At 41.7% G+C, this 25,412-nt stretch carries 27 protein-coding genes; 18 read left to right on the forward strand and 9 right to left on the reverse strand.

The genetic code is table 11. The annotated features are described in order from the left end of the window. Positions 1-50: 50 nt before the first annotated feature. The 5 genes from E0485_RS09015 (at position 51) to rlmN (ending at position 3,496) form a co-directional block, all read left to right on the forward strand. Positions 51-917, forward strand: a complete 867-nt coding sequence (locus E0485_RS09015) for a DegV family protein (protein ID WP_132417692.1) — start codon at positions 51-53, stop codon at positions 915-917. Between the two features lie 155 nt (positions 918-1,072). Then, positions 1,073-1,315, forward strand: a complete 243-nt coding sequence (locus E0485_RS09020; RefSeq protein WP_132417693.1) for a helix-turn-helix domain-containing protein — start codon at positions 1,073-1,075, stop codon at positions 1,313-1,315. A gap of 2 nt (positions 1,316-1,317) precedes the next feature. Beyond that, complete coding sequence (def, locus tag E0485_RS09025; RefSeq protein ID WP_132417694.1) at positions 1,318-1,836, forward strand: peptide deformylase; 519 nt, start codon at positions 1,318-1,320, stop codon at positions 1,834-1,836. 27 nt (positions 1,837-1,863) lie between these two features. After that, positions 1,864-2,340 (forward strand): GNAT family N-acetyltransferase, encoded by a 477-nt coding sequence (locus E0485_RS09030; RefSeq protein ID WP_132417695.1) that lies wholly within the window; start codon positions 1,864-1,866, stop codon positions 2,338-2,340. A gap of 97 nt (positions 2,341-2,437) precedes the next feature. After that, entirely contained in the window at positions 2,438-3,496 is a 1,059-nt protein-coding gene (gene rlmN, locus E0485_RS09035) for a 23S rRNA (adenine(2503)-C(2))-methyltransferase RlmN (protein WP_132417696.1), read from the forward strand. A gap of 85 nt (positions 3,497-3,581) precedes the next feature. On the opposite strand, the gene ric is transcribed toward rlmN, so the two are convergent. Beyond that, entirely contained in the window at positions 3,582-4,286 is a 705-nt protein-coding gene (gene ric / locus E0485_RS09040) for an iron-sulfur cluster repair di-iron protein (RefSeq protein ID WP_132417697.1), read from the reverse strand. 222 nt (positions 4,287-4,508) lie between these two features. Between ric and hmpA the strand changes: the two genes are divergently transcribed. Further along, positions 4,509-5,729, forward strand: coding sequence for an NO-inducible flavohemoprotein (gene hmpA, locus E0485_RS09045; protein WP_132417698.1), 1,221 nt, complete (start codon positions 4,509-4,511; stop codon positions 5,727-5,729). Here the strand turns inward: hmpA and E0485_RS09050 are convergent. Then, positions 5,726-6,241, reverse strand: a complete 516-nt coding sequence (locus E0485_RS09050; protein ID WP_132417699.1) for a Crp/Fnr family transcriptional regulator — start codon at positions 6,239-6,241, stop codon at positions 5,726-5,728. The two genes, hmpA and E0485_RS09050, sit on opposite strands and share 4 nt — an antisense overlap. A 129-nt stretch (positions 6,242-6,370) precedes the next feature. On the opposite strand from E0485_RS09050, the gene E0485_RS09055 reads away from it, so the two are divergent. The 5 genes from E0485_RS09055 (at position 6,371) to E0485_RS09075 (ending at position 10,245) form a co-directional block, all read left to right on the forward strand. Then, complete coding sequence (locus E0485_RS09055; RefSeq protein ID WP_132417749.1) at positions 6,371-6,661, forward strand: DUF6509 family protein; 291 nt, start codon at positions 6,371-6,373, stop codon at positions 6,659-6,661. A gap of 107 nt (positions 6,662-6,768) precedes the next feature. Continuing rightward, positions 6,769-7,197 carry a MarR family winged helix-turn-helix transcriptional regulator gene (locus tag E0485_RS09060; protein ID WP_132417700.1) on the forward strand — a complete coding sequence of 143 codons (429 nt, stop codon included), beginning with the start codon at positions 6,769-6,771 and terminating at the stop codon, positions 7,195-7,197. A gap of 53 nt (positions 7,198-7,250) precedes the next feature. After that, complete coding sequence (locus E0485_RS09065) at positions 7,251-8,030, forward strand: alpha/beta fold hydrolase (RefSeq protein ID WP_132417750.1); 780 nt, start codon at positions 7,251-7,253, stop codon at positions 8,028-8,030. 73 nt (positions 8,031-8,103) lie between these two features. Then, positions 8,104-9,099: a stalk domain-containing protein gene (locus E0485_RS09070; RefSeq protein WP_132417701.1), complete on the forward strand. Its 996-nt coding sequence runs from the start codon at positions 8,104-8,106 to the stop codon at positions 9,097-9,099. Between the two features lie 150 nt (positions 9,100-9,249). Then, the gene (locus tag E0485_RS09075) at positions 9,250-10,245 is read left to right on the forward strand and encodes a stalk domain-containing protein (protein ID WP_132417702.1); all 996 of its coding nucleotides are present in this window, start codon (positions 9,250-9,252) and stop codon (positions 10,243-10,245) included. A gap of 69 nt (positions 10,246-10,314) precedes the next feature. Here E0485_RS09075 and E0485_RS09080 read toward each other — a convergent pair whose 3' ends face one another. Then, entirely contained in the window at positions 10,315-10,806 is a 492-nt protein-coding gene (locus tag E0485_RS09080) for a hypothetical protein (RefSeq protein WP_132417703.1), read from the reverse strand. 110 nt (positions 10,807-10,916) lie between these two features. On the opposite strand from E0485_RS09080, the gene E0485_RS09085 reads away from it, so the two are divergent. From E0485_RS09085 to E0485_RS09110, 6 genes are all read left to right on the forward strand, one after another. Continuing rightward, entirely contained in the window at positions 10,917-11,705 is a 789-nt protein-coding gene (locus tag E0485_RS09085) for an MBL fold metallo-hydrolase (RefSeq protein WP_132417704.1), read from the forward strand. A gap of 136 nt (positions 11,706-11,841) precedes the next feature. Continuing rightward, a complete protein-coding gene (locus E0485_RS09090) occupies positions 11,842-12,573 on the forward strand; it encodes a Crp/Fnr family transcriptional regulator (protein WP_235857498.1) in 732 nt (243 codons plus the stop codon). Positions 12,574-12,708: 135 nt separating this feature from the next. Further along, complete coding sequence (locus E0485_RS09095) at positions 12,709-13,881, forward strand: DNA glycosylase AlkZ-like family protein (protein ID WP_132417705.1); 1,173 nt, start codon at positions 12,709-12,711, stop codon at positions 13,879-13,881. 29 nt (positions 13,882-13,910) lie between these two features. Then, positions 13,911-14,909: a phosphotransferase enzyme family protein gene (locus E0485_RS09100; RefSeq protein WP_132417706.1), complete on the forward strand. Its 999-nt coding sequence runs from the start codon at positions 13,911-13,913 to the stop codon at positions 14,907-14,909. A gap of 479 nt (positions 14,910-15,388) precedes the next feature. Further along, on the forward strand, positions 15,389-16,153 hold the full coding sequence (locus E0485_RS09105) for an ABC transporter ATP-binding protein (RefSeq protein WP_132417707.1): 765 nt from the start codon (positions 15,389-15,391) through the stop codon (positions 16,151-16,153). Further along, a complete protein-coding gene (locus E0485_RS09110) occupies positions 16,150-18,633 on the forward strand; it encodes an FtsX-like permease family protein (protein WP_132417708.1) in 2,484 nt (827 codons plus the stop codon). The genes E0485_RS09105 and E0485_RS09110 overlap by 4 nt, the downstream gene beginning before the upstream one ends. 211 nt (positions 18,634-18,844) lie before the next feature. On the opposite strand, the gene E0485_RS09115 is transcribed toward E0485_RS09110, so the two are convergent. Beyond that, positions 18,845-19,177: a hypothetical protein gene (locus E0485_RS09115; RefSeq protein WP_132417709.1), complete on the reverse strand. Its 333-nt coding sequence runs from the start codon at positions 19,175-19,177 to the stop codon at positions 18,845-18,847. A 177-nt stretch (positions 19,178-19,354) separates the two neighbouring features. Between E0485_RS09115 and E0485_RS09120 the strand changes: the two genes are divergently transcribed. Continuing rightward, positions 19,355-19,864 (forward strand): cytochrome c biogenesis protein CcdC, encoded by a 510-nt coding sequence (locus E0485_RS09120; RefSeq protein WP_132417710.1) that lies wholly within the window; start codon positions 19,355-19,357, stop codon positions 19,862-19,864. 67 nt (positions 19,865-19,931) lie between these two features. Here the strand turns inward: E0485_RS09120 and E0485_RS09125 are convergent, their stop codons facing one another. From E0485_RS09125 to E0485_RS09145, 5 genes are all read right to left on the reverse strand, one after another. Then, positions 19,932-20,537, reverse strand: coding sequence for a response regulator transcription factor (locus E0485_RS09125; protein WP_132417711.1), 606 nt, complete (start codon positions 20,535-20,537; stop codon positions 19,932-19,934). Position 20,538: 1 nt separating this feature from the next. Continuing rightward, positions 20,539-21,690, reverse strand: coding sequence for a sensor histidine kinase (locus tag E0485_RS09130; RefSeq protein WP_132417712.1), 1,152 nt, complete (start codon positions 21,688-21,690; stop codon positions 20,539-20,541). Between the two features lie 70 nt (positions 21,691-21,760). After that, on the reverse strand, positions 21,761-22,642 hold the full coding sequence (locus E0485_RS09135; RefSeq protein WP_132417713.1) for an ABC transporter ATP-binding protein: 882 nt from the start codon (positions 22,640-22,642) through the stop codon (positions 21,761-21,763). A gap of 29 nt (positions 22,643-22,671) precedes the next feature. Next, complete coding sequence (locus E0485_RS09140) at positions 22,672-23,418, reverse strand: ABC transporter permease (RefSeq protein WP_235857499.1); 747 nt, start codon at positions 23,416-23,418, stop codon at positions 22,672-22,674. 199 nt (positions 23,419-23,617) lie between these two features. Next, entirely contained in the window at positions 23,618-25,390 is a 1,773-nt protein-coding gene (locus tag E0485_RS09145) for an ABC transporter ATP-binding protein (RefSeq protein ID WP_132417714.1), read from the reverse strand. Between the last annotated feature and the right edge of the window lie 22 nt (positions 25,391-25,412).

Raw genomic sequence — 25,412 nt, forward strand, 5'->3', positions numbered from 1 at the left:
ACTAACTGGTATAATAGGATTATTCTTGTGATATAAGGAGAGATTAATCCATGAACGTACGTATTTATACGGATAGTGCTACTGATTTACCGGCATCTGTTACGCAATCTTTGGGGATTACGGTGATGCCCCTGATGGTCAGCATTGATGGACATGAGTACGAAGATGGTGTCACACTTACATCCAAAGAGATGTTTGATGGCATGCGTGAGGGCAAAGATTATAAGACGGCACAAGTGCCCATACATATATTCCAGGAAGTTTTTCAGTCAGCAGCAGAAGCTGGGGAAGAGATTCTTTACATAGCTTTTTCATCAGGGTTATCAGGGACATATTCGTCAGCCGTTATGGTACTGAATATGATCAAGGAAGATTATCCTGACATCGCATGTGATGTTATTGATACCAAATGCGCTTCCGTAGGCTTCGGACTAGTAGTAAGGCAAGCGGCATTGTGGGCTCAGGAAGGTCTATCCCGAGCAGAACTTGTCGACAAGGTTACGAAACTTGCGGCAAATATGGAGCATGTATTTACAGTTGACGACCTGGAGTATTTATATCGAGGCGGACGTGTCAGCAAAACATCCGCAGTTATTGGCGGACTTCTTAACATTAAACCTGTGCTTGATGTGGAAGACGGCAAGCTGATTCCAATCGAGAAGGTGCGCGGACGTAAGAAATCGATTAGCCGCTTAGCTGAACTTTTTGAGGAACGTGGCATAACAGAGGATAAGGATCAATTGATCGGAATCTCACACGGGGATGATCCGGAAACTGCTGAGTCCCTCAAAGCGATTCTGATTGAAAAATATGGCTTGAAAAACTTCATCATTAACAGCATCGGCTGCGCCATTGGTGCACATGCTGGACCGGGTACGATGTCTCTATTTTTCTTAAATAAAAATTACAGTGAATAATGATCTTGAAAAACCATAAGACCCTTTTGCTTTATAGGCAGAAGGGTCTTTCTGTTATTTTAATAAGTATGCTATTATTAGGTAACACTTAAAAAAATAAGGTAATGCCTAAGATTTTAATTTGAAATCCGATTGATTTATAAGGAGGCGTTATAATGCTGGAATGGATTCTGCGTAAAGTTATGTTTGATAGAGGTATTTGGTCGGGTGCAGTTTTGTCACGTTTATTGGAGGAAAAAGCAAGCTACAGAATATCTGCTGCTTCAATCAGCGCATTGATTAATCAGCAGCCTCGTCAAATGAAAACCGAAACACTTGATGCACTATGTACTGCTTTGGAATGTTCTCCAAATGATTTATGGGTGCATACACCAACTCCGAATGAGAAAGGAGCTTAACGATGCCAACTAAACAAATCCTTCCGTTTGGAGATCCAATTTTGCGTAAACCGGCTAAGCCAGTGGAAGCTATCAATCCTAAAATAACGAAGCTGCTGGATGATATGGTAGAAACACTTTACGAGCGTGATGGTCGTGCGGGTCTTGCTGCACCACAGGTCGGTACCTTAAGACGCGTGATCGTGATGGATTGCGGAGACGGCTTAATCGAACTAATAAATCCTGAAATACTTGAAAAGAGTGGAGAGCAGATTGGAACTGAGGCATGTTTATCTTTGCCGGGATACTATGGGGAGGTAAAGCGTGCTAATTATGTGCGAATCACAAGCTTGAACAGACAAGGTGAGCAGTTCATCCTTGAAGGGGAAGGCTTTCTGGCACGCTGCATTCAGCATGAAATCGACCATTTGAATGGCGTGCTGTTCGTCGATCATGTCGCTCATAAGTGGCTTTTCCATGAGAATGGACAGCAAAGGCTGGACACATTAGAGGTCATCCGTATTACAAATCAAGGTATATGAAATGATACGAAAAAATGAGGTCATTCTATGAAAATTAGAGAAATAGAAGCTCGTGACAATAAGCAGATTGAAGAAGTCATTCGAACCTGTCTAATGGAATTTGGCGGGGACCGTGAAGGTCTTGCATGGGCAGATCCATTCTTAGGTCGATTGTCGGAGGTATATGTTGCTGAAGGCTCTAAATATTGGGTTGTAGAGCATGATGGAAGAATAGTTGGCGGGTGCGGAATCGGACCTATGCAGAACCTGGAAGGGATATGCGAGCTTCAAAAAATGTATTGCTTGCCTGAGGCAAGAGGTACGGGGACAGCAAACAAGCTTATGCTGATTGCTTTGGAATATGCTGGTCAAAACTATAGCCAATGTTATCTGGAGACTTTGGACAACATGACATCAGCGAACAGGTTTTATAAAAAGCATGGTTTCATTGAATTAGACCAGCCGCTTGGTGATACTGGGCATTATTCTTGTGATGTGTGGTATTTGAAAGATTTGCGTTGTTAAGATTTCAATTTATTTGGCATACTTCCCCCTCTTGTTTTAATCTCAAAAAATGAGACAATAATAAACAGACTGTTAGATTTGAAAAGAGGATTATAGCATGAATAAGGAATCCATTTATGGATTAACATTGGAACAATTAGTGACATGGCTAGCAGAGCATGGACATAAGAAATCTCGCGCATCCCAAGTATGGGACTATCTATATCGGAAGCGGGTCGTTGATTTTGCACAGATGGTGGACGTGAATGCAGACTGCATCGCCGTATTATCCGAGCATTTTGTGATCGAGACGTTGACCGAGCATATCAAGCAGCAATCTGCTGATGGAACTGTTAAATTTCTATTCAAGCTTAGTGACGGCAACTTGATCGAAACCGTATTAATGCGGCAAAAATATGGTTTATCGGTATGCGTCACCACACAGGTGGGCTGTAACATTGGCTGCAGCTTCTGTGCGAGCGGACTGCTAAAGAAGAGTCGCGATCTATCAAGTGGAGAGATTGTAGAACAGCTCATGAAAGTTCAGCTTCATCTGGATGCAGCGAAAGAGAATGAACGTGTTACACATGTCGTGGTCATGGGCATTGGCGAGCCGTTTGATAATTTTACGAATATGGCTAACTTCTTGCGGATTATTAAAGATCACAAGGGTCTGGCAATTGGCCCAAGAAGTATTACGGTATCTACAAGCGGCATTCCAGATAAAATGATAGAATTCGCAGATAGCGATCTGCAAGTGAATCTTGCGCTTTCGCTGCATGCACCGAATAACGAACTGCGTACGCAAATTATGAAAATTAACCGCGCATATCCGATCGAGAAGCTTATGCAGGCGGTTGACTACTATATCACGACAACGAACCGCAGAATTACGATCAGCTATATTTTGCTGAAGGATGTGAACGATAAGCGTGAGCATGCTGCAGAGCTTGCTGAACTTCTTCAGGAAAGAAAGCAGCTCGTGAACGTAAACCTGATTCCGTACAATCCGGTGGACGAGCTGGATCAGTATCAACGAAGCGACCATGAAACCGTTCGTGCATTCTATGATGTGCTCAAGAAGCAAGGAATCAGCGTTAGCGTGCGGTTAGAGCATGGAACCGATATCGATGCGGCATGTGGACAGCTGCGGAGCAAGCAAATTAAAGAAGGCTAGTTAATAGAATAACCGAGCTTATAACAATAAAGCCCGAAAGGCAGACCTCCATAGTAGATGTCTCCCTTTCGGGCTTTTTCTATCTTTAAGCAGGCATGATCGCCCGTACTTGATCGAACAGCACATGATTTTCAAGATGAATATGCTCGAATGTTTCTTTCTCAAGCAGAGACAACCGATGATAAACAAGGCGATAAGTTCCGCAAGCATCGTCAGGCGGCATGAAGTCATGTGTAATGTCGCGCAGTTCTTTTAGAATATGTCCTGCTTTATCATGCTCCTCTTCTAAGTTCAGCAGATAAGGTAGAAGCTTCACACTCGTCTCCTGTACAGGATTAGTCACATACTGCAAGACTAATGGGAACACAACTTCCTCCTCTTCAGCGGTATGCTCCAGGAGTTCTTGGCGTAATGCTTCGAACAACTCCTGTACACGTAACAGATGGGGAGAATGTCCACCGTGTACACGAGCAAGCTTCGTCACATACGGCGGCAACTGAGCCAGCTCTTCTCGTAAATGAGCATGATACTTACTTTGAATATATTCGATTAACTCCGCCTCATCATGAGATTGAAGGTTATTTGCTGCATATGCAACTTGAGCTTGCTCAATCTCAAGTACATTCGTGAGCACCTGCATGGGATCTAGATTTCGGCCGAGAGCAGCTTCTTGTAAACTGATTTTACCGCCGCAGCAATAATCGATACGCAGCTTGCGAAACAGATCCGCCGTTTGTGGAACAGCTGTTACTATATCTGCAACCTGTGTTTGAAGTGTAGTTTCGTTCATCGTAAGTCCTCCTTCAAGATATTCAATCCATGGATTCATCGTATCGCTTATTTCGATCTTAGCTTGTGATTGGACTCACTACATGACGAGCAATCGATTATATGCCTAATTTTGCCTTCACAATTACTTGCGATTTACAGTGATTTTAATCACACAGGGCTGATTGATGAAGGCGTAGATTAAATGTGTGACATTTATTTCAGACCAGAAGGAGATATAAATATGCTAAATGAAAATACAATTGCTATCATCAAATCGACCGTACCTGTACTAGAAAAGTATGGGACTGATATAACAAAGCGCTTCTATCAACTGTTGTTCACGAACCATCCTGAGTTATTGAACGTCTTCAACCAAACGAATCAGCAAAAAGGCAGACAACAGACTGCGCTTGCCAATGCGGTCTATGCGGCTGCCGTTCATATCGATAATTTAGCTGCGATCCTGCCAGTCGTTAAACAAATTGGTCATAAGCATCGCAGTCTTGGAATTCAGCCAGAAGCTTATCCAATTGTAGGTGAGAACCTGCTTGCTGCAATTAAGGATGTATTAGGTGATGCGGCAACCGATGAGATTCTACAAGCATGGGGAGAAGCATATGGCGTTATCGCCGATGCGTTTATTGGGGTAGAAGCTGAGATGTACAAGGAAACTGAGGATCAGGCAGGAGGCTGGAGCGGCTTCCGCGCATTTCGGATTGACCGCAAAGTACAAGAAAGCGACGTGATTACTTCGTTCTATCTTGTTCCGCAAGATGGCAAGGCGATTGCAAGCTTCCTGCCGGGTCAATATGTGACGGTCCAAATGAAGATTCCGGGTGAAGAATATACGCATATGCGTCAATACAGTCTTTCGGATTCTCCAGATAAGCCTTATTATCGGATTTCTGTCAAAAGAGAAGATTCTCGCGCTAAAGAGCCGGCAGGCAAGGTATCTGTATACCTGCATGAATCGCTGAATGAAGGAGACGAGCTGCTGCTGTCTGCTCCTGCTGGGGATTTTATATTGGATCAAGCAGGCACTCGTCCAGTTGTGTTTATTGGTGGAGGGGTTGGATTTACACCTCTAATGAGCATGATGCAGACTGTGTTAGCGAATCAGCCTGAAAGGAAGATAACGTTTATTCAAGCAGCACAGAATGAACAAGTTCATGCGATGAAGGCGCATGTACAGGAGCTTGCTGAGAAGAATGATCAACTGTCCGTACACATTTGCTATGAGAAGCCTCTAAGCCAAGATCGTACGGTTAATCATTATGATCATGAGGGCTTTATTGACGCTAAATATCTGAAGTCGGTTCTTCCGTCAGAAGAAGCGGATATTTATTTATGCGGCCCTGTCCCATTCATGAAGGCTGTATATGCGGCATTACAAGCTAATCAAGTGCCTACTCAGAGAATTCATTATGAGTTCTTCGGCCCTGCTGGAAGCATTGGGGCTTAATGATCAGTTGTTGCATGCGCTTGGGCACGAAGTAATCGGTTAACCGTTTCGCGACGGAGTCCGATGAGTTGACCGATTTCGTCCTGCGTCAGGATATCAATGAGCGTATTCGGAGCAATGAATTGATGTGCCCACGCCTGCAGCTTCTCCAACTTCTGCATTGGGGTTACTTGGGAGAGCTGGTCAATGCGCTGCTGCAGCATCATGAGCTTGTCTTGTAACAGCAGAGCAATTTCGCGATAATGCATAGGATTCTCCTGAAGCTTGGTGTACCAATCATGCGCTTGAATGACTTCAACCTCTGTTGGCATCAGTGCTATAGCGGTTCCGTGATTGATGTTCGGGCTAACTAAGGAATGATGGGGAATGACCTCGCCAGGCGTAATAATATTCATCAAAATTTGACTGCCATCCTCATGGATACGGACGATCTTAAGCATGCCGCTGTTTATGCGATATAGGGGGCCATGATCACCTTGTCGGAATAAGATTTCACCTTTATGCAATATCATTTTTCACACCTCGTTTTCTTCTTGTTATAGCATATCATGATTTTGCTCCCGAGATGTATTGTTGTACTTTTCTGGGGAAACTGTATTACAATGATAGGCATAGACCTAGAGGAAGCTGAGGATGAGAATATGTTGAATATAAAAGACTATACGGCTGAGTATGTGAAGGATCCATTTGGCATTCTGACCGGGGATCGCTATGAATTCCATATTGATCTGGATGTACCGGAAGATGATGAGCTTTATTCGGATAATGGCGTATATGCTCGCGTTATTTATATGGTGAATGGTGAGGAACAACGCATCGTTAAATATGATTTGCATGAAAAGACCACGAACGAATACCTGGATTTCGATATCGAGCCAGAAGAGGAAGAGGCATTAGCTGCTTTCTGCAAAGAGAACTTGCCAAAAGCATAAATAAAATATCAGATAGCGCCTTAGGGCGCTATTTTTTATTATTTACATTTCATTAAATGACCTTTATAGTTAAGTTATCTTAATAATTAAGGAAGGTGTTATTTGGGATGAAGGATCACTATATTAATCATTTGAACGTTTTACATAACGAGATAAATATCCAAATAGCCAAAAAATTTGAGGGCAAGTTGGATAATGAGCTAACAACTAAGCAAGTATTATTACTTGAATTAATAAAAGCAGGTGTTGCCTCAACAAAAGACTTAGCAGATAAGTTAAATGTTTCAACAAGCGCAGTAAGTCAGCTGCTAAATAAATTAGAGGATAAAGGTTATATTGAAAGGTTTATTAATCCGAAGAACCGCCGTGAAATTGTCTTGAATCTCGCTGATAGAGCCAATCAATATTTTAACGATTTAGCTTTTTTGAAGGATGAAATCAATAGAGAGCTTTATGGAAAGCTGTCTCTAGAAGAATTGAAACAGTTGACGAAAATACTAGAGAAATTACAAGTCATTGCGAATGAGAATAGCTAAGTAAATTTTACAAAAGTGATTCATTACAAAGAAGAAAGTGAGGGATGATTAAGATGGCTCTGCATTATCAAGAATATGGCGATAAAAACGCTGATCTGATGGTATTTTTACATGGCGGTGGAGTGAGCGGTTGGATGTGGGATAAGCAAATTCAATACTTCACTAATTTTCATTGTGTTGTTCCAGATTTACCAGAGCAAGGTCAGAGTAATGATGAGGTAGATTTTTCAATTAAAAATAGCGCAGATCAGCTAATCGAATTAATCCAGGAAAAAGCAACAGGCAAGAAAGTGATCGTTATTGGGTTTTCCTTAGGCGCACAAGTAACGATTCAACTAATGAGTATGAAACCGGATTTGATTGACTTTGCAATTATAAATAGTGCTTTGGTGAGACCTATTACATCTATCAAGAAGTGGATAAGACCTTCTATTAGATTAACATCCCCATTAATGCAAAATAGGTTGTTTGCCAAACTACAAGCAAAAACATTATATGTGAATGGGGAATACTTCGAAAAGTATTATAAAGAGAGCAGTCAAATGAAATCAGATACGCTTATTCGAATATTAGAGGAAAATATGTCATTTGAAATACCTAAGGATTTTCAAAAAGCGAATGGTAAGATATTGGTTACTGTGGGTGAACGAGAAAAAGCCGTTATGAAAAAATCTGCAAAGGATATTGTGGCAAGCAATTCAAATTGCTCAGGTGTCATCATACCGCAAATTGGGCACGGAATTTCGATGGCGAAGCCAGATTTTTTTAATCAAATGATAGAAACGTGGATACATAAAGGGAGTTTACCGGAAGGTGAAAAAATAATAGGCTGATGAAGAGTGTCGAAAATTCTGATATTATAAAATTTTACTGTTTGCAGCAAATCCAATTGTATGGAGGTCTATTATGAAAAAGTGTATGGCTTTTGTAATGATTTTTATGATGATAACGCTAGTATCAAGCATGGCTACGCCTGCATATGCAGCAGGAATAAAGGGCGAGGAAGTCCATTTGGATACGGAGAATGGCAGTTATAAACTGATTGTTCCTAATTTTATTGAGTACAGAATCGTTAAGATGTATTTTGCCGGTAAGGAATATCCTTTAGATATCATTGTCGTTGAAATGCCGCAAAAGAATGCTGATGGTGCATACCCCATTTATGAAATTGTGACAACCGATAAGAAAGCACATAATGCTGTCTCATTTCCAAGGATTTTTGGTGAGGATTTCATAGGGGTCTATCAAGAGAAATTCGCGAACGGGAGTCTCGTATATGCCCCCAAGTTTACATTAGGCGATAAAGATTTAAAAGACGTAATTGAAGGTAACATTTTTACGCTATCCTTCACTATTTATGACGATGAATATAGATCCAACGACTTATTCGAATCACCTACTCTATATTTTATGTTCGAAAATAAAGGTGCTCCAGACGCTGCAGCTCAAGAAAAACCGAAGGCTGATGCTGCAACTGAAGCTAAGAGGGCTGCTTCCAAGGTAATGGTTAACGGCAAAGAAATTGAATTTGAAGCTTATGAAATTGCAGGCAGCAATTACTTTAAGCTGCGTGATCTAGCTCAGGTAATGAACGGAACAAACAAGCAGTTCAAAGTCGATTGGGACGGTGCGAAGAATGCGATTCTTCTAACAGCAGGCGAAGCCTATACACCAGATGGCAAGGAGCTTGCAGTTTCCGATAACCCATCAGGGAAGATGGCTAAAGCTACTTCAGCTAAGGTCTATGTTAATGGACAAGAGGTTCAATTGAAGGCTTATGAAATTAACAATAACAATTATTTCAAATTAAGAGATATTGCGAAGGCGATTAATTTTGCCGTAAATTGGGATGCAAAAGCAAGCACGGTTGGAATAGATTCCTCCGCTGATTATACGGAATAATCAATAAAAAGTTTGACAATTTATTGGATAATGGATGAAATAGCGCCAAATGGCGTTATTTTTTTGTATAAAAATGTAGAAAATTCTGGTATTATGGAGATTGGTGTTTATACAAGCAACATTAATATTCGATGAGGAGGCACTCTATCTATGAAAAAGTTTAAAGCAATCGTAATGACCCTATTGATGACAATGTTAGTATCAAGTATTGCGGCACCTGCATTTGCTGCAGGACTTAAAGGTGAGGAATTCAATCTTGTGAACGATGATTCTGGCTACAAAATCGTTATTCCTAATTTTATTGAAACAACGTCAGTAACTGGTAAAAACATTGATGATGAAGAGTTTGAACTATCTAATGTTGTCGTCATGGAAACGCCGAAGAAGAATGCGGATGGTACATACTCCATTTTTGAAATTATTACAACAGATAAGCAAGCAGTACTTGTTGATTCCAACCCTGGCGTTTATGGTGAAGGTTTATTAGGTATTTATGAAGGGAAATTCGTAAATAATCGACTTGTTTATTCTCCAACCTTTATGATTGGGGATAAAGAATTAAAGGATATTGCGGAAGGCTATGTATTTACGTTTGATTTCACAGTTTATGACAAGGATGACAATGTATTATTTGATGTGATTGATCTTAACTTCATGTTTGAGAATAAAGCGGATGCTGGAAGCAAAGAGACACCTGCAAAGCCAGAAGTTAAGAAAGTTTCAGCTAAACCTACAGCTTCCAAAGTGATGGTGAATGGCAAAGAGGTGGCGTTCGAGGCTTACGAAATTGATGGCAGCAACTACTTCAAGCTGCGTGACCTTGCGACGGTTGTTAACGGAACTGACAAGCAGTTCAGTGTGGAATGGGATGGCGTTAAGAGCGCAATTAGCTTGACTGGCGGAGAAGCTTATAAAGCAGATGGCAGCGAGCTTGCAGTATCCGCTAACCCTACGGTTAAGGATGCAACACCTGCAACAGCTAAGCTTTATGTGAATGGTCAAGAAGTGCAATTCACAGCATATGAGATCAACAATAGCAACTACTTCAAATTAAGAGATATTGCGAAGGCGATTAATTTTGCCGTAACTTGGGATGCGAAGGCAAGCACAGTCGGAATTGATACTTCCGCTGGCTATACGGAATAAAATAGCATGAAGAATGGCTGAGTGGAGATGATCTCTACTCAGCCATTTCTATATTGTAGTTTCATGAGGCTATTTGGTTTTAAATTCAACTTTATATTTCTTAGCCATATCTTTTAATTGTGTTTGAAATTCGCGTCCTAATTTATTGGCTTGTTGCAATTTAGTATTTGCCTCATTAGCAAGACCTAAATCTTGTTTCTCTAGTGCATCTGCAAAACCAATGAAGGTAGATTGCGTGACTACAGATAATGCAATGTATTGTTCATGAAGTTCACGTACTTCGGGAGTTTCGGGCTGAATTGTTTGAAGCTTGTCGCTATAATCACGGTATGCTGGAATAATAGTATCCATCAGCATGTTGTACAGTGTTTCGTCATCCGTATAGTTTGCTCCCGTTACACTCTCAAATTGATCCATGATTTTAGTTTCTTCAGGCGCCATTGGAACAATATAATCATTAATATAAGACAGCAGATCCTTCTGTACGGGGTTACTGCCACAGCCTGTTAGCAGCATCAAGAATGTTAGCATAGAGATTAGACATAATGTGAGCTTTTTCAAAGTTAGGATCATCCTTTCGTGGTTTATATTTATTATATTACAATATTTTTTGAAATTTTGGTCTATTTTTACGGAAAATAGTTTAACAAAGTGTGAAAGGAGTTTTATCTATGTCCACATTACAATTTCTTGGAACAGGAGACGCCATGGGTGTCCCTAGAATATATTGCAGCTGCGAAGTATGTATGGAGGCACGTCAAACAGGGGTGAATCGGCGTTATCGATCTTCGGTACTTTTGCGGACAGATGAGGGGAATCTGCTTATTGATTGCGGACCTGATTGGCGTGAGCAGATGGAGCGTCTGGGTTTCAGAGGAATGGAGCGAGCGCTAATTACACATGCACATAACGACCATGTTGCGGGGCTAACAGATTGGGCAGATGCTTGTCGATGGACGAAACATAAGGGGACAGTCTATGCACCCCTAGAGGTATTTACGATAATTCAAAGGCAGTATCCATGGATCAAGCATCAGTTGAATTTTATCGAGCTGGATTCTTTTCAATCTACTGGACAATTGTTTACTTTTGGCGGATGGGCCATCAGCTGGTATAAGGTTTGTCACGGTCACAATGGCTATTCTTATGCGTATCGTTTTACGCAAGGGGAGTATAGCTTTGCTTATTGTTCGGATGCGATTAATTTGAGCAGTGATCAGAAGGCATTCTTAACGGGATTAGACCTGCTCATCCTCGGAACAAGTTTCTATTATGAAGAAGCGGAGTTTACTTCAAGATCGGTATACGACATGGTGGAGGCGGAACAGCTGAATCAGGAATTACGAGCAAAACAAATGATTTATACCCATATGGGGCATGGGGTGGATATCCAGCGTTCTTATGCTTTGCCAAGCAATGTTCAACTAGCTAAGACGGGGATGCAAGTACATTTGCCTTAGGTCAAAAGCAATCGGTAATTATTTTCACAAATTATATGTGTACGAGATGGAATAATAATGGTAAGATATAGATGTGAATAATTTCACATTAAAAATGTGCAAAATGTTATATCCAAAGAGAGAAGGAGAGAAAACTATGACTTTAGGCACACTTGAATTAGAAATGGATTTAGATCTTAGGCAAGGAAATACAGGCAGCTTATCAGAGGATACATTCAGAAGATTGTCCAACATAATGAAAGATCATTTTTTTCCGAAAAAATCTTATTTGTTCTGGGAAGGCGATACGTCGGATAAATTATTTTTTGTCAAAAGCGGTAGTGTCAAAATTACGAAATCCACGCATGAGGGCAAAGAGTTTACTTTATATGTGTTCCAGGCTGGGGATTTAATCTGTCATGGTAGTCCGCTCGTCCAGACGAAGCATAGCTATACGGCTGAAATTATGGAAAGCGCAACGATCGGTATTATGGATCAGCAGGATGTTCAAGAGCTGATTTATCAGCATCCTACTATTTCCCATGATTTTATCAAATGGTTGGGTACACAGCATTTAATCACACAGTCTAAATTGCGCGATCTGTTATTCTTTGGGAAACATGCTGCGTTATGCTCGACGATTCTTCGCTTATGTAATTCTTATGGTGAAAAGGTTGGCGATCATATTGTCATTCGTCAGAAGCTTACGCATTTAGAGCTTTCCAATATGATTTCGGCAACGCGTGAGAGTGTGAATCGCATGATTATTGAGCTTAGAGCACAGGATGTTCTGGAATATAAGGATGGGATTATAAAAGTCAAAGATTTAAGTTATTTTGAAGATTCTTGTCATTGTGAGACTTGCTCTTCAGAGATTTGTCGAATGTAATCCTATAGGAATGGGAATATTTATCCCGATATTACGAATATATGTTCTGAATATTAGTTAAATTAGCAGGAATATGGGGTATGCGTGTCTAATTATAGGGAGGCAATCAAACATTCTGCAAAGCTGGTGCTAATCATGAAACCCTTATTCGTAACGAAGGAGCAATTGGCCCAATATTTAGTTGCCTATCATCATCTAACGGATGAGACAGCGTTGGAGCATCATCAGCTCGTCGATTATATTCGCAAGGTGGGCTGTATTCAATTCGATCCGCTTGACGTCGTGGGGAAGAATCCCGATCTTGTCTTGCAAGCAAGATGTTCCACATATGAGAGAGGCGATATTGATGCTTTCTTGTATAAGGATCGCAGCTTGTTTGATGTATGGGATAAGAATATGTCCATCTGTACGGTGGATGATTGGCCTTATTTTGCAAGATTTCGGGAAAAGTATCGTTCCTGGTGTGAACAATATAGCGAAGTCATTGCCTATATAACAGATTATTTAATGGAGCATGATTATGCCTGCTCGACTGACTTTGCCCTTGAGGAAAGAGTCAGTTGGCATTATGGTCCACAACGACTTGCGAAGGCGGCATTAGAATGTATGTGCTACGCAGGGCTGGCAATTGTTCATCATAAGAAAGGCACCCGGAGATATTACGGCCTTGCTGAGCGCTATATTCCGAATGATCTGTATTCGTCTAAGGACCCAAACCAGACGCGAGAAGCCTATGATGAATGGCTTGTACAGAGGCGGATGAATAGCGTAGGTGCATTATGGAACCGACCTAGCGATGCTTGGCTGGGAGTTCGTGATTTTAAGAGTGATAATCGCAAACGAGCTTTTGCAAGCTTACAGCGTGATCATAAGATTGTAGAGCTGCAGGTGGAAGGCATCAAGCATTCCGTCTATATTACACAGGAGAATGTTCCGTTATTGGATCAGGTGCTAAGCTCAGCGTCTAAGAATAGTGGAACGATTCGCTTTCTAGCGCCTCTGGATAATCTATTATGGGATCGCAAATTAATTGCCGAGCTGTTTGGTTTTGATTACAAATGGGAGGTTTATACGCCTCAGCATCTTAGACAATACGGATATTATGTTTTACCTATACTATGTGACGCGAAGCTGATCGGCAGAATTGAAATGGGAACGGATCGCAAAGCCAAGACTTTAACGGTGAAGTCTGTATGGTGGGAGAATGGAATTGCGTCATCTGATCCGTATCAAGTCAATTTGCAGCAAGCTGTAGAGCGATTAGCTGCATGCAATGGCTGCACAAACGTTATATGGGAGTCAAAGTAATGATCTTAAATGATAAGGTGTGAGTGATAATGCCAAGCTGGCAAAACAAATTTGATGAGCGCATGCTCGAACATGCAGGACGGCTAATTGGGTTAGACGAACAGGCTTTTAAACATATTGGCGGATTTGAAAATGTAATTTATAGCTTCAAGCAAGATGGAAACAATCGAATACTGCGTGTTGCCCATGATTCTCACCGATCGGTGGGATTAATGGAGGCCGAAATGCATTTTATCGACTATCTTGCGAAGCATGGTGTCCAGATTGCGGGGGCAGTTGCTTTTGCAAATGGTAATTTGATCGAGAGTATCTCCTCTGGTGAAGATACATTTATTCTGACCCTGTTCGAGAATGCGCCAGGTGGGCATATTAACGCAGAGCATCCAGACTGGGGAACGAAGCTCTTCGAGCAATGGGGCGAAATTACGGGTAAGATGCATGCCTTGGAGCAGGATTATACAGTTCCAGAGGGTATGACGGTAAGACCGCATCAGGATGTGATTGGATTCGATACTGCGAAATTCAGCAGTGAAGAACGAATGGTATATGAGAAATTGCAGCAATTGGAAAAGAAAATCAATGCACTTCCACGTGAACGAGGCGCATATGGGCTATGTCATCGCGATTTGCATCACGGTAATTTTCACGTCCATAATGGACAAATGGTTGCTTTCGACTTTGATGACTGCGGATACGATTATTTCGTTCAAGACTTTGCGATGGCAGTCTATTATGGCTCCGTATTTGGCATTTGGGCTAAGCCTGTGTACGAGAACGAGCGTGTATCCGTGCTTGCGAATGAAATCCTAGATTCTTTCTTCACAGGATATAGTCGGTATTATCGACTAGATGCCAAATGTGTCAAGGAATTGCCATTATTCATCGAGAAGCGCCGTCTAGAAATCTTCTTGTTGCTCTACAATATCTACCTGTCATCTAGTGATGAACGGAAGCACGAATGGATCAAGCACAATTTACAAGATATAGAGCAGGGTGTGCCTTGCATGGAGCTGAAGCTCCCAGTTTAAAAATACATAAGCATATAGAGTAGAAAATATAAGTTTTCTTATGCGATTGGTTGCATCTTATCCAATTGCCAACCCATTTTAAAATTTAAATTACTTAACAAAAACTTCTCGGGTGTTACAATTATTAATTATTTGGATACGGAAGCAACGGCAAAGAGCATGCATTGGCATGCTCTTTGTCGTTGCTATATTTTGATTTAAAATGAGCTATTTATGCAATTACTGCCAATACATATTCAGCATACTTCTTTTAATACATAGAATATAATGTGCTTTAATTTAAAAATAAAAAAACTAATCTCGACATTTAAAGGAATATGTTAAAGTAAGATTATACCAATTGATACATTATTATATTAGTGATGAGATCATTTTACAAAAGTATCCCTACTAGTCTACCTTGGAAGGTCTCCTGATATTGATTTGGTAGCTAACTTCTTTGGATTAGCAAGAAAATAGTCATATAGAGGAGGCTTAATATGAAGGAGGCAAAAGTGGTTTTATCCGTACAAAATATTAGCAAGACTTATGAAATGTCGGGGAACAGAGTAGCAGCGCTTAAAACAGTGTCTTTTGATTTGTATCAAGGAGAAATGCTTGCCATAATGGGGACGAGCGGCTCAGGTAAAAGCACGTTGCTGAACATTCTAGGAGCGCTAGACAAGCCCAACGATGGGGTCATTTCGTTAAATGGCACAGTGTCCGATAATATGTTCACAGAACCTCATGCTACGATATACCGTGGAGACAATATCGGTTTTGTCTTTCAATCCTACCACTTATTAAAAGATTTATCCGTTGAAGATAACATCGCATTACCGCTTATACTTAAAGGTGAAGAGGAAGAGGAAATTTCGAATAAAGTAAAAGGTATGATGGATATCGTCGGGTTATCCGATTGGAAAAACCACAGGCCTGTGCAGCTTTCGGGTGGACAACAACAACGAGTTGCCATAGCGAGAGCAATCATTACTAGCCCTCCCATCGTACTCGCTGACGAACCGACTGGAAATCTAGATTATAATACTTCAACCGACATCTTAGGTGTACTTGTGAATATGAAGGAAAAATTCGCACAGAGCATCATTATTGTTACGCATGATCCGTACGTATCCACCTATGCAGATCGAGTGCTCTTTTTCCATGATGGAGAAATCGTTGACACTTATACATGTAAGAAGGATGCGTCAGATATGGATAATATCTTAAGGATATTCAAACAGATATTGGATGGTGCAATATGATCAAATCCATTAACGGATTGGCCATTGGGTTCTTTAAGACAAATAAATTTATTTCATTCGTGTCTATCTTTAGTGTGCTGATATCAGTATCCTTGATCATTACGATGGCTGTGTTCTCAGCAAATGCCAAACAATCTATCGAAAATGAAGTTAAGAAAATGTTCGGCAATATGGACCTGATGGTGGGATATAATCTCGACCAAAACAAGGTGGTTGACAAGCGTTTGCTCACTCAAATCACCTCACTCCAAAATGACTTGCAGATCTCTAGTGTATTGCTTACGCACTTAAGGATAGACAGGTTATCCTCACTCGTATATACCATAGGAATTGATAACGACTCATTAGCCAAGAGCAGGTATCACTTTAGCAGCGACATAGCAGCCAATGAATTGATCCTGAATGCGGGACTGGCTCAAGCGTTAAAAGTCCAGGTCAGTGAAAGCATCCAAATAGAGAATAGACCATTTGTTGTTAAAGAAGTTATTCCTGACTTGGACGCTTCTGGGGCAACTTCTGACTTTATAGTATTATCCAGATTCGATGTTAAAGAAATAATGAAAGCAAACAGCCACATTGAGAATCAGGAAGCGACCTATCTACTGATTAAAGCTAAAGATAATGCGGACTTGCCGCTGTTGATTGATCACATTCGGGACATTGATACTGAACTAAGAATTGACGTAGCACAAGAGAATGAATTTTTGGTAAGCAATCTGTCTTCACTACGCGTATTTATCACGGTTGCAATGATTCTTATACTAATTGTTACTTCATTGATCATCATTTCCAATTATGAGGTAGTGTTGTATAAGTCTAGAAATCAATTTGCTATCATGCGATCCATTGGCGCCACGACCCATCAACTGTTTAGAATGGTACTGTTTCAGTGCAGCATCATTAATTTTGTCGGAGGCGTTCTTGGTTATTTACTGGCATTTCTCAGCCATCGTTTTCTACAAGTGGGAATTGAGAAGATCTATTCTTTTCCAACTGGAGCGATGAATTTTAACCATATGACAGCTACAATCGTTATGCTCATCTGTATGATTGTGATAGAAGCGTTTATGTTAATACCGGCCTATAATAGCAGCAAGGTATTACCAATTCGGATTATGCAAGAGAATGAGAAGACGGACTTTTCATATGGTAAGAAGATCCCCAAGCTCGGCAAGTTCATGCTGGTAGGCGGAGCAATCTTTCTAGTATTTGCTGTATTGATCAATGGAACGGGTCCACGGTTACTTTGTGGTTTAATAGGTATCGTATTATTAATGATTGGAATCATGAGGTTGTTCCCCCATTATCTTACCCTTACATTGACCAGCATGCTGCCAATCATCAAAAGGTTATTTGGAAAGATACCCTATATTGCTACTAAAAACGTCCTCCCGCAAGTAAAAAGGAATACCTTTATCATATTGATTATTAGCTTTCTAATGATTATTACTGTTTTCGGTTCCGCTTTCCTAAAGACTATTGAACAGACCAATGAGCAGTATTTGAAAAAAGAGTATTCAACAGAGATAGTAGTAAAGAACCGGGTAGGGCAAGGTTCTGGTATAGACTCCTCTGATTTGCGCAAAGAGATTAGTAAGATCCCGAACGTAGTTGTGAGTACGTTAAGCAACACCAGTCAACTGGCTATTGTACAGGGTGATAAATTCATAGACTTAAATTATACATTGGTTGATTTGAGGCAAATGGAAAAACAAGGGCTTGTTCCACCGGTTAATGATGCTGATATGAAAAGTATTATTGTTACAGAGGAGGTTTCCAAGCATTACGGGCTTGCAATTGGGGATCAAATTGTACTTGCTTTGTATTCGTTCACAGAACGGAAATGGATTCCTGTAGACAAAGTATCCGTAGCCGCTATTATGGAGAAGATTCCAGGCAATGGTATCTTCATGGACTGGTCCAATAATACATTCGTAGATGAATATATTAGATTTGATAAAGCCTACATTCAAACTACCGATACAAAGCAAACATTGGTTCAATTGGAGGAGCTGCTATCACGATATCCGGAATTGCAAATCAGTACCTTAGAGAAATCGTTAGAAGAATCACAACAACTCTTTTACCAAAGATGGTCCATATTCATTGCATTGGTTATAGTGATACTTCTCAGTGTAATGTTTGGTGTGTTCAACACCCTAATGAATAATATTAACTCCAAAAGGAAAGAGTTTGCCATCCTACGAACATTATTGGTAACAAAGAAGGGGATTATGCAATTTATCCTCACTCAAATTATGCTGTACATTTTGATTGGATGTGTATCGGGGGTAACCATTGGACTGCTTCTGAGTTATAGCCTTAATCTGCTAGAAGCTACTCAAGTTTTTATAGATTGGCGTTTTGTTGGTATCATCATGATTGTTTTATTTAGTATGGCGATTATCGTATTTGTTCCAACAGGTATGAGGATAGGGAAAATGAATATTTCTTCGGAGTTAGTGCTCGATAATAAGTAACCATTCATAGACTATTGAATATTTCCAAATTTCATTCTAAATCCCTGAACGGCTATAAATTGCGATAAATTTTGGTGGTGAGAATAGAACGATACATAGAGATAAAATAGAGATTATTATCATTACTTTTGTTCTCATCAATCTCACCACCCCATTAGAAATTTTGACCTAAAAATCTAATGTACTTCGTCACTTCGGGCATTCATCATTCTTATGCAATGGGCACAATCTTATCCATTTGCCAGCCCATTTTAAAAATCTTAACCCTCGGATTCAAAGCGCTGCTCTTTACAGAGGTCAGATCTGCCTTGCCGTATTTGCTCATGAGGACGGGATAAATGCTCGCATTCGGCAGCGACGACTCTTCAGCCGCAGAAACTAGCAGATACGTATTCTCATACGAAATGCTATACGTAATATCTCCCTCAAGATAGAAATAGGGCTCTTGATTACGCAGTGCCTTGTTAATCGCACGGAAGAATCGATTTTTCTCATGTGTATGTAAAGTAGTCATTTTATATGTACCAGTTGCTAGATCAGTCATAGAAATCACCTAATTTACGAATATATGTTCTTATTATATAGGATTAGCCCGAGCTATTCAAGAACCGATTCATATGACAAAAGTCACCTTCAAGTGGTTACTTTAATAAATTCACACCAAATCATATAAATCATATACTTAATTCATAAAACAAATGATAGAGTGGAGCGGTGGAAGATGATTGGAACAAATGGAGAAACGATCGATCCGAGCGTCGTAATGGGACAAATGATAATAGGTATTATACTGTTGGTAGCCGTGCTTATACTATGGAAACGGATAAAGTACATGCATAAACCGATGAGTAGAAACAGCTTTCGTATTATTTTACCCTTATTTTTCATGACACCCGTAGTCTACCTCTTTATGGACCCAAGAGTTCATTTATCCGTTGCTGAAATTGCTATTCCTGCTGTGATCGGCTTCGTGTTCTCTCTTCCGCTTATTTGGACGACTGTGTACGAAATTAGAGAAGACGGCCATATATATATGAAAAAAGATATTTGGTTTTTTGTAACATTCCTTGGCATTCTATCCCTTAGATTTATACTTCGAGATTATTTGCGAACAATTGAACCGATCAATTTCTCTTGCATGGCCATGATCATCGGGTCATGCTACCTAGTTCCTTGGAGAATCGCGTCCTTTATTAAATTCCGCAAAGTCCTGGCACTTACAACCAAATAACGAATCGTAAATAAGCCACTTTCTCTGTAGAAGAGAACAGTGGCTTGTTCTTTGATTGGCCAATTGGCTATTCCAGCCAGCCTTTATCTCGCGCAATCGTGATGGCTTCAATACGCGTATGAGCACCAAGTCGGCTGATCGCTTCAGACATGTAATTACGTACAGTACCGTGTGATAAGAATAGGGCTGCAGCGATATCCTGAAGCGTCATCCCTTGTGCAGCAAACTGCAGTACCTCACGCTCGCGAGGTGACAACGGACATGGGTTATCCCAGACGGCAAGAGAGAGCTCTGGGCTAATCGCCCGTGACCCTGTGTAGACTTGGCGAATAGCATCGGCTAGCTGATCGCTTGTACTTTCTTTGAGTAAGTAGCCCCTAATTCCGCTTGCCATCCCTCGTTCGAAATAGCCCGGTCTTGCAAATGTGGTGAGGATGATCACTTTGCAAGTTAGTCCTAGGTTGTTTACAGCCTCAGCAACATCAAGACCTGTCTTTAGTGGCATTTCAATGTCAAGGATGGCAATATCGGGCTGTTCTGTGCGGATAAGTTCGAGGGCAATTTCGCCGTTCTCTGCTTGTCCGACTACTTCAATATCGTCTTCTAATGATAATAGCGTCACTAATGCGACTCGTAGTAATTTTTGATCTTCTCCAATGATGACACGAATCATCCTATTTACCTGTCCTTTCATTGCGTATCGTTCGTGGAATATGAAGCGAGAGCTGGGTTCCCTGATTTGGATTGGCTTCTAATATTAAATAGCCATCAACCAATGCAAGTCGCTGTTTGAGTCCTGCAATTCCACTACCATTTGCTTGATTGACTTTCTCAGGATCGATTCCGATGCCATCATCAGCAATGGTGAGCCGTACCAAGCCTTCTTCTATTTCTAGTGTAGCACTGCAGTGGGCTGCTCTACTGTGACGAACGACATTGGTTAACGCCTCTCGGAAGCACATGGCAAGGATTGTTTCTTGCAGCGGTGATAGCGGAGTGCGTTCAGATGCATGGGTGAATTCATTTGGAATGGTAATGTCCAGATGAATTCCTGCTGCTGCGCACAATGATTTGGCATGCTCAAATTCCTCGTGGAGGCTGACAATGCGCATTGTCGTCACCAGCTCACGCATTTGCTTAAGCGCTCCTCTTGCGGTTTCGGTAATCTCCTTTGCCTCCTGAAGCGCCTTCTCAGGGGCGCGCTGGATGAGCTTGCTCGTCACTTCCCCCTTGAGCGCGATGAGGGACAATGTATGTCCTAATGTATCATGCAGCTCTCTAGCAATGCGCTGACGTTCTTCCTGCTGTGCCATCCTTTCCAGTTGCTCAGTAGCAGCCTTGAGCCGTTCAGCCATCTGCTTGTAGTTGACCTGTGATCTAACAATGAACGGCATGGCGCATACACCGAATAGCGTTGGAAGCATGACAAATAAGATTACTATACCTGTTTCGACATAGAGCGGTATGGTGAGGGTACAGACTGCTACAGCAAAAATCACTGCAACGATTTTCATAAATAGGAGACTTTGCTTACTTAATGTCATAGCAACGAGAAATCCGATATAAGCATAAACAGGGTGGTAGAAGATCATGAAAGCCAGAATTATGATCAATTGAATGATAATAAAAAGCTGCTCATACCCTTTACGCCAGTATTGTTCTCGATAGGCCACAACGAATACAAGTAGTAAAGCGAGCCCGATCCCGATTCTAAGAGGTGGCTCGCTAAGAAATAAGATCAATATAGGGATCAATAGATTTGCAAGTGAGATAAGAGGCACTAAGCCCTCGCTTGCAGGGAACAACTGCCTCCCAATCTGTTTCATATAGATCGCTTCCTGTCGATTTAAGATGTAACCCGATAATACCACAAACTTAGAAGATTCACATGGTGGATTACTTCGTTAAGGCACGGAAAGCATCTTCGAATTTAGCCGCATGAACCTCGATATCGGTTACTCCCCAGTCTTGCTGCAATAATAGGGCTAGCAGTTCATCGGTTTGCTCCACATGCAGGCAGATGCGGGATTGGACCATTTCCACTTTCTCTACACCTGGCAGTTTCAATAGTTCATTCTCATGAGGAGGACGTGCAGCATGGAAAGATACCGTGCGAAGCGCGCTATGTCTCTTAAGCTCTTGCGGTGTACCCTCCGCTACAATGCGTCCGCCAGCAATAATGCTGATGTGATCAGCAACGGCATCTGCTTCATACAAATCATGCGTCGTCAATAGAATAGAGCGTCCATTAGCTGCTAGTCCCTTGATCGTGTCCCAAAATCGTGTTCTTGCTTCCACATCCATGCCGACTGTCGGCTCGTCAAGCAAGATTAATTCTGGATTGCCAACAAGGCTTTGCGCAAAAGCAAGTCTTCTGCGCTGTCCACCAGATAGTGCAGACGCACGACGCTTTGCTTCCTTATGCAGTCCAGAAATGTCGAGCAGCTGCTCTAGAGACATTGGATTGGTGTAGTAGCTGCGGAATAAATTCAGTACCTCTACGACCGTTAATCCGTCAGCAGCCTTTACATCCTGCATAAGCGCTCCCACACGCTGGCTTAATGCTTTCGTTCCTGCTGGTTGGCCAAGTACGGTAATATCCCCAGAGGTTGGCTTCATCAGTCCAAGAATCATCGAGATGGTCGTGGTTTTACCTGCGCCGTTTGGTCCAAGTAAGGCGCTAATTTTTCCTTTTTCAAACTTCAAGTTAATGTGATCCACTGCTGTGTAATTTCTGAATTGTTTCGTTACGTTGTTTACTTCGATTGTATATGTCATTTTTAATCATCCTTTGTATGTTAGTCTTCTTACGCTGCTTCGCGCTTATTTAAGATGAAGCCTGATAATGCCATGAATACGATGCCGGTTCCGATAAGGATGACCCAATCAAGCATGACAGGAGCACTACCGCTTAGCATATTCCAAGCACCATGTGCGTAACGATGGGACGGCAGCCATTGGCCGATTTGCTGAATCCACTTTGGAAGAGTTTGAAGCGGCATCCATAGCCCTCCAAGAATGGCAATCGCCATTTGGACGACGTTGGCAACGGCGACGAGGGCATCTGCGTTTTTCATCGTGCCAAGCAGTGCGCCAATTGCCAGGAAAGGAATGCTTCCCAGCCATAACCACAATCCGCATAACAGCCACTGTGTCATGGTCAAATCCATATCATAAACTACATGTGCAGAAGAAAAGATGACAAGTATCGTTAGCAGATGAACACCCATATGTGCGATCATTTTACTGCCGATCCATACGGATGGTGTCAGTGGTGTTAACTTCAGCAGACGAACCCAGCCATCACGACGCTCGTAGGAGAGACGGATTCCGAATTGGCCCATAGCTGTGCTGATCAAGCTGAACGCTGTCATGGACATTAAGGAATACTGCGCATACGTTGTAGATTCAATTTCCTTATCGGCTCCGTTTAGCGCAGAGAATAAGAAGTAGAAGGCAAGCGGCATTAAGATAGAGAAGAGTAGGAAAAAAGGGCTTCGCACAAGGCGTAAGGTTTCGGCTTTGGTTTGGTTAATTAACATGTTCTTGTTCATGGTATGTTCCTCCTGATTATGTATCCCTAGTTAAGGGGTTGATCGCTCGTGTTTGTCTCACTTGCTTATGTCCTAATTGTAGGGGAATGACGAACCTAGCAGTTAGTCGTCGATGTCATAGGTTTCATATGACATTTGTCAGAAAGTCAAAAAGGCGGTTAGTCCCCCTGATCAGGTTCCTAACCGCCTTAAACTCCTATTATTTTCCTGCCATACTCGGTACTGCTGGAGAAGACTTTTCTCCGCCTTTTTGCAATTGATACATCTTGTAGTAACGCCCTTCGAGCGCCATTAACTCATCGTGATTACCTCGCTCTACGATCTCGCCTCGATGTAAGACGAGGATCTGATCCGCTTCGCGTATAGTAGAGAGTCTGTGTGCAATGACGAATGTCGTTCGCCCTTCGCTTACGACTTTGAGTGCTTGTTGAATCAAGCCTTCCGTCTCACTATCAATGCTGGCTGTTGCCTCATCCAGGATTAAGATAGATGGATCGAAGGCAAGCGCTCTGGCGAAGGAGATAAGCTGTCGTTGCCCGGAAGAAAGTGTACTTCCGCGTTCGATAACTGGCTCATCATAGCCATTGGGCAATTGTTCGATGAAGGAGGCTGCGCCAACATCCTTGAGCGCCTTACGGACATGCTCCATCGTGATATTCGGGTTATACAAGCTCACATTGAACTTAATATCTCCTGCAAACAAGAATGGGTCCTGAAGCACAATGCCCATATGTTTGCGTAAAGCTTGCTTGGAATATGTCGTGATATCTCGTCCGTCAATCGTGATTTGTCCAGCACCAGGTTCGTAGAATCCGAGCAGCAGATTCATGATCGAGCTTTTGCCCGAGCCCGTATGACCGACAAGCGCGATAGTTTCGCCCTTACGTGCCTCGAAGGAAATGTTCTTAAGTACATTGTCGCCTTCTTTGTAGGCGAATGATACTTGATCGAACTTGACGACGCCTTCAGGGCGTTGAACTTGCTCCGTTTTCTCGATATCCATGCCTTCGATGTCCATAATGGCAAATACTTTCTCAGCAGAGACGAATGCGCGCTGAGCATTGGTCATCTGATCGAAGATCCCGATGATTGGTTGGAAGATCCGCCCGATGTAATCGGCAAATGCATAGAATACCCCGAAGGCAATTGCTCCTTGCAGCGCATCTTTTCCGAAGAACCAGATCACCATCGCAGTTACCAGACTACCGATCGTACCTACGATATTGCGGGAGGAGAGGGCGAAGAGCCGGAATTGCTTGATTTGATTTACATAACGATCCTCATTCAATTTCTCAAATTCCTCGATGGTTGCCTTCTCTCTGCGGAATGCCTGAATGATCGGCATGACGACGATCGATTCGTTAATCTTGGCATTCATATCAGCTAGACGCGCACGCATTATGGTGATGAACACCTTGGAGTATTTAAGATGTATCTTCATGATGAGCACGAATAACGGCAGCAGCAAGAGACAGATGAGCGCCAGTTTTGCGTCAAGCAGGAATAAGGCAGTATAAATACCAAGAAGCTGGACGAAGCTCACGACGAATGTAGCCATAAAGCTCATGAACAAATCGCGAACCGCTTCGGTATCATTGGCGATTCTGGATACGACTTGCCCAATCGGCGTGTTGTCAAAATAACGCAAGGAAATGCGCTGAATATGCGTCATGAGATCCATCCGCATATTTTTGATAATTTGCAGTGCGGTTGTTTGCAGCATATAGGACTGTGTAAATGTACTAATGCTTGAAACCACTAATAGCAATAAATAAATTCCTAGCAATACGAGGATCGGTGACAGTTCAGCTGTGCCAGCCGACAAATACTTGTCGATAATCATTTTGGTAATATAAGGACCGCATAGCTCGGCACCTACTGCAATACATAGAATAAGCAGCGCTGCTATGATTCTGTATTTATAGACTAATGCATAGGATACAAGTCTTCTCGTAGTTGATTGTTGTGGCATTCATACACCTCCTTATAAGGTT

Source organism: Paenibacillus albiflavus, assembly GCF_004344915.1.
In the GTDB taxonomy this organism is placed as follows: Bacteria; Bacillota; Bacilli; order Paenibacillales; family NBRC-103111; genus Paenibacillus_AM; species Paenibacillus_AM albiflavus.